This window comes from Rhodococcus sp. LB1 (assembly GCF_001583455.1).
Taxonomy (GTDB): Bacteria; Actinomycetota; Actinomycetes; order Mycobacteriales; family Mycobacteriaceae; genus Rhodococcus_F; species Rhodococcus_F opacus.
On sequence record NZ_LTCZ01000412.1, the window covers coordinates 35435 to 48505 of the forward strand.

Annotated in this window: 12 protein-coding genes; 3 read left to right on the forward strand and 9 right to left on the reverse strand. The window is 68.2% G+C overall.

The features are described 5' to 3' along the window. Window positions 1-75: 75 nt before the first annotated feature. Both AZG88_RS41220 and AZG88_RS41225 read right to left on the reverse strand, forming a co-directional pair. The gene (locus AZG88_RS41220) at window positions 76-1806 is read right to left on the reverse strand and encodes an acyl-CoA dehydrogenase family protein (protein WP_005240640.1); all 1731 of its coding nucleotides are present in this window, start codon (window positions 1804-1806) and stop codon (window positions 76-78) included. A gap of 68 nt (window positions 1807-1874) precedes the next feature. Further along, a complete protein-coding gene (locus tag AZG88_RS41225) occupies window positions 1875-3620 on the reverse strand; it encodes a proline--tRNA ligase (protein ID WP_005240637.1) in 1746 nt (581 codons plus the stop codon). 56 nt (window positions 3621-3676) lie between these two features. Between AZG88_RS41225 and yaaA the strand changes: the two genes are divergently transcribed. Further along, complete coding sequence (gene yaaA, locus AZG88_RS41230) at window positions 3677-4420, forward strand: peroxide stress protein YaaA (RefSeq protein ID WP_061700993.1); 744 nt, start codon at window positions 3677-3679, stop codon at window positions 4418-4420. A gap of 30 nt (window positions 4421-4450) precedes the next feature. Here the strand turns inward: yaaA and AZG88_RS41235 are convergent, their stop codons facing one another. Genes AZG88_RS41235 through AZG88_RS41250 form a run of 4 tightly spaced genes read right to left on the reverse strand, consistent with a single transcriptional unit; the run spans window position 4451 to window position 7920 of the window. Continuing rightward, window positions 4451-4837 (reverse strand): universal stress protein, encoded by a 387-nt coding sequence (locus AZG88_RS41235; RefSeq protein WP_005240634.1) that lies wholly within the window; start codon window positions 4835-4837, stop codon window positions 4451-4453. Further along, entirely contained in the window at window positions 4834-6393 is a 1560-nt protein-coding gene (locus AZG88_RS41240) for a tripartite tricarboxylate transporter permease (protein ID WP_005240632.1), read from the reverse strand. The genes AZG88_RS41235 and AZG88_RS41240 overlap by 4 nt, the downstream gene beginning before the upstream one ends. Before the next feature lies 1 nt (window position 6394). Continuing rightward, complete coding sequence (locus tag AZG88_RS41245) at window positions 6395-6934, reverse strand: tripartite tricarboxylate transporter TctB family protein (RefSeq protein WP_061046021.1); 540 nt, start codon at window positions 6932-6934, stop codon at window positions 6395-6397. Further along, entirely contained in the window at window positions 6931-7920 is a 990-nt protein-coding gene (locus AZG88_RS41250; protein ID WP_005259246.1) for a Bug family tripartite tricarboxylate transporter substrate binding protein, read from the reverse strand. The genes AZG88_RS41245 and AZG88_RS41250 overlap by 4 nt, the downstream gene beginning before the upstream one ends. 67 nt (window positions 7921-7987) lie before the next feature. Here AZG88_RS41250 and AZG88_RS41255 point away from each other — a divergent pair, with 67 nt between their 5' ends. Then, window positions 7988-9604: a sensor histidine kinase gene (locus AZG88_RS41255; RefSeq protein WP_061700994.1), complete on the forward strand. Its 1617-nt coding sequence runs from the start codon at window positions 7988-7990 to the stop codon at window positions 9602-9604. A 30-nt stretch (window positions 9605-9634) separates the two neighbouring features. Next, window positions 9635-10309 carry a response regulator gene (locus AZG88_RS41260; RefSeq protein WP_025432363.1) on the forward strand — a complete coding sequence of 225 codons (675 nt, stop codon included), beginning with the start codon at window positions 9635-9637 and terminating at the stop codon, window positions 10307-10309. A gap of 9 nt (window positions 10310-10318) precedes the next feature. On the opposite strand, the gene AZG88_RS41265 is transcribed toward AZG88_RS41260, so the two are convergent. From AZG88_RS41265 to AZG88_RS41275, 3 genes are read right to left on the reverse strand one after another with little or no spacing between them, the layout of a single operon-like run. Next, complete coding sequence (locus tag AZG88_RS41265) at window positions 10319-11086, reverse strand: trypsin-like serine peptidase (RefSeq protein ID WP_025432362.1); 768 nt, start codon at window positions 11084-11086, stop codon at window positions 10319-10321. A 60-nt stretch (window positions 11087-11146) separates the two neighbouring features. Then, window positions 11147-11518, reverse strand: a complete 372-nt coding sequence (locus AZG88_RS41270; RefSeq protein WP_005240620.1) for a glyoxalase superfamily protein — start codon at window positions 11516-11518, stop codon at window positions 11147-11149. 56 nt (window positions 11519-11574) lie between these two features. Beyond that, window positions 11575-13071 carry an MFS transporter gene (locus AZG88_RS41275; protein ID WP_061700995.1) on the reverse strand — a complete coding sequence of 499 codons (1497 nt, stop codon included), beginning with the start codon at window positions 13069-13071 and terminating at the stop codon, window positions 11575-11577.

Genomic DNA, 13071 nt, shown 5'->3' on the forward strand with positions numbered 1-13071 from the left:
CACCCGAACAGGTACCCCAGGGGGCGCAACCGGCACCCCGAGGGATGACGCCACCCCACCCCCGTTAAGCCGTGTCTACGGCCGCATTTCGTAGGCGCCGTCGTAGTTCTCCACCTGCGCCCACACCCGGGAGAACCGCTCCGCGTCCACCACCGGGCGGCGTATCGCGCCGAGCGCCCACTTCTGCTGCGCCTCGGTGGCGGACGATTTGCCGTGCAGCGCAACGGCATAACCGGAGAAATCGCGGATCTGGAAATCGAAGATCTGGTCGATCAGATCACGGTCGATGCCGGCGATCGTGGCCTGCTCGAGAATCAGGTGCCCGTAGACCACGAGCGAGAACAAGTGCCCGAGGTCGAGCAGGAAGTCGAGATCCTTCTGCTGGGCCGCGTCGGGCGGGGCGGTGGTGAGCAGTTCCCTCAGCGCGGTCGCCTGCTCGTGGAAGCGGGCCACGTTGGGGACGTCCGAGTGCGCCTCGTAGGTCTTCGCCCAGTCGTGGAAACGAATCTTGCCGGCACCGCGGGTCGGGCCCTGGACCCAGAAGAACGCATCGTCGGCGGCGTCGAGCCGGGTGCCGATCTCCGGGTACTCCGCCGGGTTGAGCAGGTAGTTCGGCATGAACTTGAGGATGAGGCCGACGTTGACGTGCACGGTGCCCTCGAGCTTCGGCAGAGTGCCGATCAGCTGGGCGGCCTCGCGGAAGTAGGTGTTCTTCTCGTAGCCCTTCGCCGCGATCACGTCGTGCAGCAGCGCGATCACCTTCTCCCCTTCGGAGGTGACCTTCGCCTTCGTCATCGGGTTGAACAGCAGGTACCGACGATCGTCGAGACTCGCGCTGCGGAAATAGTCGACGGAGCGTGCGCTGAACAGCTTCATCGCGATCAGCCGGCTGTAGGCGTCGACGAAGTTTCCGCGCACGTGCGCGAAGTCGGTGACGGGGTTGCCGTACAGAATCCTGTTGTGCGCGTGAGTGATCGACTCGTAGAACGCGTGCTCGGAGATCCCGATGGATCCTGTGCACAGGTTGAACTTGCCGACGTTGACCGTGTTGAGCGCCGCCTCGAACGCAGCCACCCCCGTATGGAGAATGTCCTCTTCCCGCACCGGGTAGTCCTCGAGCCGGAACGTGCTGACGTACATCTGGCCGTGCACCACATTGCCCTGCAGGTGGTATGCCGGGTGGCGGCTGTCCGCGACGAAGAAGACGTACCCGTCGCTGCCCTCCACATCGGTGCGCCTGCCGAACACCGACACCATGCCCGCTACGTTGCCGTTGCCGATGTAGTACTTGTCGCCGCTCGCGGTGAACGCGAGATCCGGGTCGTTGTCGGCGGGGGTCAGCAGCATGTCCGTCGAGTAGACGTCCGCGCCGTGTTCCTTCTCCGACAGACCGAACGCCAGCACCCCGCCGTCGTCGAGGAGCTCCGCGGCCCGTTCCTTTGCGGCGCGGTTCCCGCTCATCCAGATGGGGCCGAGACCCAGGATGGTCACCTGCCACGCGTACCAGTACGCCAGCCCGTAGAAACCGAAGATCTCACTGAGGGCGGCGTTGCGTGCGGCATCCCAGCGCTTGTCCGGATCGCCGCCCGCCAGGTCGGCGGGGGTGAGGAACTTCGCGAACAGCTTCTCCCGTTTCACGAACTCCAGGAAGTCGTCGGGCCACACGGCCTCGAGATCGTCCTCGAGCAGCCGCTTCTTGCCCCGCGACTCGAACCACTCGATCAGCGCCCGCAGCAGTCTGCGCGTCTCCGGATCGAAATGCTCGGGATCGTAGGAGGTCGGATCGAACAGCAGGGAATTCGTCACAGCAGGCCTTTCGTCCGGACGTGTCAGGCCAAGCTAACAGTCCGGACGAAAGGCGTGGGGCGGTTTGATCAGCCCCTGACGGTCTCGACGATCTCGCTCAGCGCAGACTCGGCGGCCACCTCGCGGCTCTCGCCGGTGAAGCGGTCGCGGACCTCCACCTTGCCCTCGCCCCAGCCGCGGCCGACGACCACGACGAGCGGGACACCGAGCAGTTCGGAGTCCTTGAACTTCACGCCGGGCGACGCCTTGCGATCGTCGAGGATCACCTCGAGACCGGCCTTGTCGAGTTCGGCGGCGAGCCCCTCGGCGCCTTCCCGGGCCGTCTCGTCCTTGTTGGCGATCACCACGTGCACGTCGGCGGGCGACACCTCGGCCGGCCAGCGGAGGCCCTTCTCGTCGTGGTGCTGTTCCGCGATCACGGCGACGAGGCGGGAGACGCCCACGCCGTAGGAGCCCATGGTCGGGCGGACGGGCTTGCCGTTCTCGCCGAGCACGTCCACGGAGAACACGTCGGTGTACTTGCGGCCGAGCTGGAAGACGTGACCGATCTCGATGCCGCGGGCCGCGACGAGCGCACCGGCGCCGTCGGGGGACGGGTCGCCGTCGCGGACCTCGGCGGCCTCGATGGTGCCGTCCGGGGTGAAGTCGCGGCCCGCGACGAGCCCCACCACGTGCTTGCCCTTCTCGTCGGCTCCGGTGATCCAGCTGGTGCCGTCGACGATGCGCGGGTCGACGAGGAAACGAACGCCGTTGGCTTGCAGCGCCTTCGGTCCGATATAGCCCTTGACCAGGAAGGGGTTGGCCGCGAAGTCGGCCTCGGTGAGCAGCTCGAACTCCGCGGGCTCGAGGGAGGCACCGAGACGCTTGTCGTCCACCTCACGGTCGCCGGGAACACCGATGCCGAGCAGTTCCCACTTGCCACCGGGCTGCCGGGTCTTGACCAGGATGTTCTTCAGGGTGTCCGCGGCGGTGACGGTCCAGCCCAGGTCGGCGCCGTTGGCCCAGTCGACGAGCGTCGCAATCGTGGGGGTGTCCGGGGTGTCGTGCACCTTCGCGGCAGGCAGTCCGTCGAACGGGACGGCCTCGGGAGCCAGCGTCTTCACCGCCTCGACGTTGGCGGCGTAGCCCGACTCGAGGCAGCGGACGTAGGTGTCCTCACCGATCTCGCTCTCCGCGAGGAACTCCTCCGACGCGCTGCCACCCATCGCACCGGACGTCGCCGACACGATCACGTATTTGACGCCGAGCCGGCTGAAGATGCGCTCGTAGGCGTCGCGGTGCGCCCGGTACGACTCGGTGAGTCCTTCGTCGGTGAGGTCGAAGGAGTACGAGTCCTTCATGACGAACTCGCGGCCGCGGAGAATGCCGGCCCGCGGGCGCTCCTCGTCGCGGTACTTGGTCTGCACCTGGTACAGGGTGACCGGGAAATCCTTGTACGAGTTGTACTCGCCCTTGACGGTGAGCGCGAACAGTTCCTCGTGGGTGGGGCCGAGCAGGTAGTCGCCGCCCTTGCGGTCCTTCAGGCGGAACAGTCCGTCGCCGTACTCGGTCCAGCGGTTGGACGCCTCGTACGGTTCGCGCGGCAGGAGCGCGGGCAGGGAGATCTCCTGGGCACCGATGCCGTTCATCTCTTCCCGCACCACCCGCTCGACCTCACGCAGCACGCGCAGACCCAGCGGCAACCACGAGTAGACGCCGGGCGCGATGCGACGCACATAACCGGCGCGGACCAGCAGCTTGTGGCTGGGGACCTCGGCGTCGGCGGGGTCGTCGCGCAGAGTGCGGAGGAACAGGTGGGACAGGCGGGTAATCACGGGATACCAGAATAGTCGGCTGGGACGGGGCCGGGCGCGTCGGTAGGGTTTCGTGCGTGCTGGTGCTACTTCCTCCCTCCGAAACCAAGTCCGACGGCGGCGCCGACGCGCCCCTCGACCTGGCCGAGCTGTCGATGCCGCAGCTCACCGAAACCCGCGAAGTGCTGGTCCAGGCGCTGGTCGCGCTGGCGGCGGACGCGGAGGCGTCGCAGCTCGCGCTCGGCCTCGGCCCCACCCAGGCCGACGAGATCGAGCGGAACGCCAAACTGTGGGTCTCCCCCACCCGGCCCGCACTCGAGCGCTACACCGGTGTGCTGTTCGACGCGCTCGACGCGAAGTCGTTCACCAAGGCGCAGAAGTCCAAGGCGCTGTCGCGGCTGGCAATGGGGTCCGCGCTGTTCGGTGCGGTGCGCGCGGGTGATCTGATCCCCGCCTACCGGCTGTCGGGCGGATCGAAGCTCCCGGGGCTGGGCACTCTCCGGGCGTTGTGGAAGCCGGAACTGAGCCGGGCGATCGCCGCGGAAGCGGACGGCCTCGTCGTCGACCTGCGGTCGGGGACGTACCAGCAACTCGGACCGATCCCCGAGGCCGTGATCGCCACCGTCCTCACAGAGAAGCCGGACGGCACCCGCACCGTCGTCAGTCATTTCAACAAGCACCACAAGGGTCTGCTGGCGCGCGCGCTCACCGTCTCCCGCGCCGAACCTCAGGACGTGCGCGGTGTGGCGCGGGTGGCCTCGAAGGCCGGCCTGCGCGTCGAGGTGGCGTCGGACCGCGAGCTGATCATCCTCACCGACTGACCTGTGAGTACACAAGTACTCACAGGGGCTTCATTCGGGCTTGACTGCCAGGACCGGTTTGCGGCAGGACAGCAGCAGGCGCTGGGCGGTGCTGCCCATCAGGAGCTTCCCGACCGGGGTGCGGTCGCGGATGCCGATCACGAGCAGTTCCGCGCTGGGCGCCGTCATGGCCTCGAGAATCACGTCGACGGTCTCGTCTCCCACGATCTGCCGGACCTCGTGGTCGACCCCGCTCGCGGCCAGCTTGCCTTCGAGTTCCTCCAGGTGGGCGTTGTCGGCGAACGACTGGTCGGCGAGGGAGTCGCCCTTCGACGTGTTGATCACGAGCAGCGACGTACCGCGCAGCTGCGCCTCCGCGACGCCGTGTTCGAGGGCCGCCCCTCCGAACTGGTCGGGGGTGTATCCGACGACGATCATGCGTGTGCCTTCTCTCTGGTGTCGGTGGAGTCGCCACCGGCCGGTCCGTCGGGGAAATCGGGTGCCGCGACGGGGTAGTGCGCGCGGACGACCTTGGCGACGAGGGGTGCGATGAGGAGCACTGCGATCACGATATAGACGATGATCGCGACGGGCTCGGTGAACAGGCTGCCCCAGTCACCGCCACCGAGCTGCAGGCTCTGCCGCAGTTGCCGTTCGATGCGCGGTCCGAGGATGACGCCGATGATGAGCGGCAGCACCGGCAGCCCGAACCTCCGCATCATCAGACCCATCAGCCCGAACGTCAGCAGCAGCGCGAGGTCCAGCCACTGGAGGTTCACGGCGAACGCGCCCAGCGCGGCGAAGAACAGGATGCCCGCGTAGAGGTAGGGGCGCGGCGTGCGGAGCAGCTTCGCCCACAGCGGTGCGAGCGGAAGGTTGAGGACCAGGAGCAGGAAGTTGCCGATGAACAGGCTCGCGATCAGCGTCCAGATCAGCAGCGGTTCCTTCTCGAACAGTGTCGGGCCCGGCTGGATTCCGTACGACACGAATGCCGTCAGCATGACCGCGGCCGTGGCGTTGGTCGGCAGGCCCAGCGACAGCATCGGCACGAGTGTGCCTGCCGCGGACGCGTTGTTGGCGGCCTCCGGCCCGGCGACACCTTCGATGGCGCCCTTGCCGAATTCGTCCTTGTGCTTCGACAGCTTCTTCTCGGTGATGTAGGAGAGGAAGGTGGGCAGCTCGGCGCCGCCTGCGGGAAGTGCGCCGAACGGGAACCCGTAGGCGGTGCCCCGCAACCACGGCTTCCACGAACGCTTCCAGTCGCTCTTGCCCATCCACGGCCTGCCGACAGGAATGACCTCGGCCGGCTTGCGGCGGAGATGAGCGGCCACCCAGAGGGCCTCACCGAGTGCGAACACGGCGACCGCGACGACGACGATGTCGATCCCGTCGGACAGCTGCGGGATGCCGAACGTGGCACGCGGCTGGCCGGTGAGGAAGTCGATACCGACCAACCCGATCGCGAGACCGAGCAGCAGCGAGATGCATCCGCGGAGCTTCGAGGTTCCGAGGACGGCCGTGACGGCCACGAGGGCGAGCAGCATGATCGCGAGGTAGGACGGGGCTCCGAGGGTGACCGCGAAACTCGACACCATGGGCGCGAACAGCACCAGGAGCATCGTGCCGATCGACCCGGCGACGAACGACCCGATGGCGGCGGTCGCCAGGGCCTGCGCGGCCCTGCCTGCCTTCGCCATCTTGTTGCCCTCGATCGCCGTGATCACCGACGACGACTCCCCCGGCGTGTTCAGCAGGATCGACGTCGTCGACCCGCCGTACATGCCGCCGTAGTAGATGCCGGCGAACATGATGAACGCTGCGCTCGGGCTGACGTTGTAGGTGACGGGAAGCAGGAGGGCCACGGTCATGGCCGGTCCGATGCCCGGGAGGACGCCGACCGCCGTGCCGAGAAGGACGCCGATGCACGCGTAGAGCAGATTCATGGGGGTGGCTGCTTGCTCGAACCCCTGCAGCAGCCAGTTCAGATTGTCCATGTCAGAGAATTCCGTCCAGAATGCCTGCGGGCAGCGGTATTCCGAGCCCGACGTAGAACGCGTAGAAGCTGCCGAATCCGAGCACGGCCCCGATGGCGATGTTCCGCACCCAGTGGCGGCTGCCCAGAATGGTTGCGGCCCCGGCGAACAGGACGGTGCCGATGATCGCCCAGCCCAGGAAGTCGACGAGCGCGATGGTCACGACGAACAACCCGACGAGCAGGCCCACCGTCTTCCAGTCGCCCGGAGACTCCGGATCGACGTCTTCGCCGCTGTCGGCTTCGCCGGTGGAGCCCCTCATGATCGCGACGGCGAGCACCACGGCGAAGACCAGCAGTCCCCCACCGATGACGAGCGGGAACAGTCGCGGACCCACCGGGTCGACCTTCGCGAAGCCGTCGCTGAGCGACAGTGCGTCGACGATGAGGAACACCCCGATCACGGCCATCACCGCGCAGACGATGAACTGTGCGTAGTCCCTCCGCTTCGGCGCCGGGGCCGTGTCCGCGGAGACGGCGGACGGTTCTGCGGGCGCGGTCATGTCAGCCCCAATTCGGCCAGGGTGGACGAGACCCGTTCGTCCTGGTCCCGGAGGAACTGCTCGAACTCCGGTCCCGTCGTGAAGGCGTCACTCCAACCGTTCTTCACCAGGGCCTCCTTCCATTCCGGTGTGTCGTGCAACTTTTCGAGCGCCTCGACCATGTCGGCCTTGGCACCGTCGGACAGTCCGGGCGGCGCCAGGATTCCCCGCCAGTTGGTGAAGGTCAGGTCCACGCCTGCCTCCGTGAGCGTCGGCGCATCGATTCCTTCGACCCGTTCGTTCCCCGACACCGCGAGGACCCGGACCTGGCCTGCCTCGATCTGGTCGACGTACTCGCCGAGTCCCGACGTGCCTGCGGTGATCTTCTGGCCGAGAAGGGCTGTCAGCAGGTCGCCACCGCCGTCGTAGGACACGTAGTTCACCGCGTTCGGGTCCACTCCGACCGCGCGCGCCGTCTCCATCGGGAACAGGTGGTCCGGCCCGCCGGGCGAGGAACCGCCGCCGATGGTGATCGACGCCGGGTCGGCACGCCATGCGGCCACGAAGTCGTCGATGGTCTGCAACGGTGAATCCGCGGGCACGAGGATGCCCTCCTGCTCCTCGACCACCTTGGCCAGCGCGGTGGCCTCGGACACGCGTGCGGTGGATCCGTTGGTGTAGCCGGCGCCGACGACGCCCAGGCCCATCATCATCATGAGGTCGTCGTTGCCGGCCTCGTTCATCAGCCTGGCCATCGCGACCGTTCCACCTGCGCCGATCACGTTGAACACCTCGACGCGGCCGGTGATGCCCTCGTCTTCCATGATCTTCACCGCGGTCCGCGCCGTGAGGTCGTAGCCGCCGCCCGGACTGTTCGGAACCATCATCCGCACCCTGTGCAGGCCCTCGTCCTCGCCGCGGGTGACCCCGCAGCCGGCCACGAGGAGGCCTACGAGCGCGAGCAGGAGCAGCGCGCGTACCCTGCTCCCGCTACCTGTTCTCGACATCGTTCCTCATTTCGCCATGAATGTGATCTTCCGCAATACTGAACCCCAGGGGTGATGCACGTCACCTATGCGAACGAAACGGAACTTAAGTTCATTGTGGTCACCACTTCACCCCCGCGTGCGTAGCCTCGCGGGCCAGGTCCTGCTCCTCCAGCTCGTCGTCGTCGGCGTCGTGCTGCTCGCGGTGGCCGCCGTGTCGGTCCACCAGTCGACCGTGGAGTTCCGCGACCTCCAGGGGCAGCGCATGATCGCGGTGGCCGAGAACGTGGCGTCGACGCCGGTGGTGCGCGACCAGCTGTCGGACCGCTCGGTCGAGCGCGTGCTGGCGCCCGAGGTCGATCGCGCCGTCAACCTGTCGGGCGCCACACTCGCCGAGATCGTCGCGCCGAACGGGGCGGTGACCGTGTCCTCCGATCCGACGCGGCTCGGGGTGCCCGCGGAACTCGGCGCCAGCGATGTGATGACCGGGCGGGCATGGTCCGGCGACGTGGACGTCGACGGACGCCGCGCCATCGTCGGACACGTTCCGATCCTGTCCGCCACCGGGGACGTCCTCGCGGTCGTCTCGGTCAGCGACGACTACCCGTCGATCTGGGACCTGCTCAGCAGCGCCGGGGCGCGCCTGCTCCTGTATCTCGGAATCGGTGCCGGTCTCGGGCTTCTCGGCTCGTGGCTGCTGTCCCGCCGGATCAAGACCCACACCCGCGGACTCGAGATCGCCGAGATCGCGAGCCTTGCCGACCATCGCGAGGCACTGCTGCACAGCATCCGCGAGGGTGTGGTCGCGGTGAACCCCGACGGGGTGATCACCGTGCTCAACGACAGCGCCCAGGAACTGCTCGACCTCACCGACGACGCCGTCGGCCGACACGTCGACGACGTCGCACTCGACCCCGCCGTCCGGCAGTACCTCCTCAACGGGGAGGACGGCCGCGACGTGGTGCTGTCGACGTCGTCGCGCATGCTCGCGCTGAGCCGGCGTGCGGCCACCAGCCAGGGGCACAAGATCGGCACCGTCACCACGATGCGCGACAGCACCGAACTGGCGTCGATGCAGAGTCAGCTGTCTTCGCACAAGAGTGTCACCGACACCCTGCGGGCGCAGACGCACGAGTTCGCCAACCAGCTGCACACGATCTCGGGCCTGACGCAGCTCGGTGACTACGACGCCGTCACCGAATTCGTCGGCACCCTCACCCGCCGTCGAGCCGAGATCAGTGATGCTGTCACGCAACGCATTTCGGATCCGGCTGTCGCCGCGCTGCTGATCGCGAAGACGTCGCTCGCCGCCGAGACCGGGGTGTCGCTGACATTGGAACCCGACTCGCACCTGCACGCCCTCGACCCCGAGCTCGCCACCGACGTGATCACCGTCCTCGGCAACCTCATCGACAACGCCGTCGACGTGTCCGAGGGCGGCCGGGACGCGCGGATCTCGATCCGGATCACCGACGACGACGGTATTCTCATCGAGGTCGCCGATTCCGGCCCCGGAGTTCCCGAGACGATGCGGGAGGAGATCTTCTCGCGCGGTGTCACCTCGAAGCCGGGCACACCCGGTGGCCGCGGAATCGGGCTCGCCCTGGTCCGTCTCGTCAGCTCCCAGCACGGCGGCTCCGCAGCCGTCTCGGAGGCACCCGGCACCGGTGGTGCCTTGTTCACCGTGCACGTGCCGCGTAGCTAGACTCTCCGATCATGACGGGACGGCGTGACGATGTATGAGGTCCTGGTCGTCGACGACGACTTCATGGTCGCGGAGATCCACCGCCGATTCGTCGACAAGACACCGGGGTTCACCACCGTCGGGGTGGCACGCACCGCCGCCGAGGCCCTCGAATCGGTGCGCACCGCACACCCCGACCTCGTGCTCCTCGACGTGTACCTGCCGGACATGTCCGGCCTCGACGTCCTGCAACGACTGCGCGCGGAGGGCAACGCGGTCGGCGTCATCATGATCACCGCCGCCCGGGAGATCGACACCGTCAGCCGCGCACTACACGGCGGCGCCTCCGATTATCTGGTCAAACCGTTCGACTACACGCAGCTGCAGGAGAAACTCGAGAACTTCCGCCGCCGTGCCCGCGCCCTCGAATCACAGTCCGGCGCAGACCAATCCCTGATCGACTCCCTGTTCGGGGGCAAGGGCAAGAATCCGGAACCGAGCCGGCTCCCCAAGGGGCTCAGCGCCGAAACCGGGCGCCTGGTGCTCGACATCCTGCGGTCGAAGGGCGAGCTGTCGTCGACCGAATGCGCCGAACTCGCCGGACTGTCCCGGGTCAGCGTGCGCCGTTACCTCGAGCACTACCTGTCCGAGGGTCTGCTGGAGGTCCGGCTCGAATACGGGGGCGCCGGCAGGCCCGTCCGCCGGTACCGGCCTGCCCCACGCTGACACGGTCGGTCAGGATCGGGTGCAGGCGCCGGCGAGGGCGAACGGTGTCGAGTCACCGGCACCGCGGCGCTCCGCGCGGTCCAGCAGGGCGAGCGTGCCGGAACCGAACGTCGGCGAGTAGGACACCGAGTCGGTGCACCCGCCGTGGTCGAGGCCGCCGACGAGGGCGACGACCCGCGAACCCGTGATCCACGGGCCGCCGCTCGTTCCCTCGCCCAGCCCGTCGCAGACCACCGTGGGGTAGCTGTCCGTCGACGTGGTCACGGCGGTGCACGACACCGGACCGTCACCGAGGGTCGGATAGCCGGTCACGGCCACGGTGGTCGCGGGTTCCGGCGCGGACGCCAACTCGAATCCCCCACCGACCACCGACTCGACGGACGCCGGCACGGTGGTTCCGCTCGGGGCCACCCGGAGAACGGCGTAGTCGTGCTGCGGATCCTGCGACTCCAGCCAGGCGGGGTCGACATAGATCTGGGACACCGTCCACAGTCCGAACGGGGACACGCCGCGGTCGAATCCGGGTGCGAACGACAGCGCGCCGCCGGACCCTGCGATGCAGTGCGCGGCAGTGAGCACGAGGTCGCCGTCCGCGCTGTCCAGAACCGATCCGGTGCAGACGTGGAGCGGTGTGCCGGCCAGGAACAGCGGGCCGACGCGAGGATCCGGTGCGGCGGGCGCAGGCGCGGCGGCGGCCGGACCCCCGGCTACGCAGGAAGCCAGGAGCAGGACCGCCGCGGCCGCCCCCGTGACGGACGAGCGGGAGGGCGTGACCACAGGATCATCATGCACCGCTCGTCAAACTCGGGTAGGCCGATTTCTGCTACCGGCCGCCGGTCAGCTGCGTGGCGGAAGCTGCTGCAGCGCCCACTCGTTGCCGTCGGGATCGGCGAAGTACACGAAGCGCCCCCACGCCAGGTCCTGCACCTCGCTGACGGGAACGCCGCGGGCCGACAGCTCGGCGTGGGCGGCATCGGCGTCGTCGATGACGATCTGCAACCCGTGCACCGAGCCGGGCGGGGTGTCGACCAGGCCCTCGCCGACGGCGATCGAGCACGCCGACCCGGGCGGTGTGAGCTGGACGAAACGCACGTTCTCGTTCACGCGGTGGTCGTGGTCGACGACGAAGCCGACCTGGTCGGCGTAGAACGCCTTGGCCCGGTCCACGTCGGACACCGGCAGGATGATCAGCTCGATTTTGTAGTCCATGACCGGATGCTATAGACGGCGTACGACCACCGGGCCGAAACCGGACCGGACCGCGTTCACGCCTGTTGCGCGGCCTTCTCGGCGGCCTGCGCCTGCGCGACCTGTTGCGGGGTGAAGCGGATGAACATCGCGGCCAGTCCCGCGATGAGGGCGCAGCCTGCGCTGCCGACGAGGGCGAAGGTGTACCCGTTGCCGAGCGCCTCGAGTTGCGTCGGATTCATGTCGGCGACCTTGCCGGAGATGCCGCCGAGGGACAGCGTGCGTGAGGTGGCCATCGCCCCGATGACGGCCAGGGCGAGGGGTCCGCCGAGGGTTTGCGCCACCTGGGCGATGGCGGCGAGCGGACCGATCTCGGTCTCCGACACTCCGGCGATCGCGCACAGCGGGAGCGGGACGACGGCGAGTCCGACACCGAACCCGATCCCGATGACCGGCACGAACAGGTTGCCGAGGTAGGTGGCGGAACTGTCGAGGGTCGAGCCGTAGAGCAGCCCGACCACCATGATCCCGGCGCCGGTGACCACGAGCCACCGGGGTTGGATCCGCACGGCGAGCTTGGACGCCACCGCCGCCGCACTGCCGAGGCCGAACGCGAACGGGATGAACGCGAGGCCCGCCTCGAGGGGGCTGTAACCGAGAATGTCCTGGACGAACAACGCGACGAAGGCGGCGACCGTGAACATGACGGCACCGGCGAAGAAGATCGCGACGAGGGTCGCCACCCGATTCTTGTCGCGGAACAGGGAGAACGGCAGCAGCGGGTTGTCTGCGGTCCGTTCGACGTACAGGAACGCGCCGAACAGCAGCAGACCGGCGATGAGCGCCCCGATCACGTAGGGACTCCCCCAGCCGAGTTCCGGCCCCTCCGTCAGCGCGAACACGACGCCCGTCGCCGCGACCGTGGCGAGGACCGCCCCGGGAACGTCGAGGGCCAGGCGCTCGCTCGCGGTCTCCTTCAACGCCACGAACGCGCACCCCACGATGACGACACCGATGGGCACGTTGATGAGGAAGATCAGTCGCCACGACACCTCGGTGAGCGCGCCGCCGATGATCAGGCCCGCGATCGACCCGATGCCCGTCATGGCCGCGAAGATCGCGATGGCCTGGTTACGCGCAGGTCCGGCCGCGAACGTGGTCGCGACCAGGGCCAGCGCCGTCGGGGACGCCACCGCGGCGCCGACACCCTGCAGGAACCGGGCGGCGATCAGCATGAACTCGCCCACCGCGAGACCGCACAGCAGCGAGGCGACGGTGAACAGGGCAACACCGCCGACGAACATCTTCTTCCGGCCGAACGCGTCGCCGAGCCGTCCGCCGAGGAGCATGAGGCCACCGAACGCCAGCGCGTAGGACGTCAGCACCCAGTTGCGGCCGCTGTCGCTGAGACCGAGATCGGCTTGCAGCGGCGCGAGCGCCAGGTTGGCGACGGTGCCGTCGAGGACCACCATCATCTGCAGCCCGCTCAGCACGATGATCGCCAGCCCCATCACACGGGTGGCGGGAGTCGGAATCACCGCAGACGTCTTCGACGCTGAGGTGGTTTCGGGCAT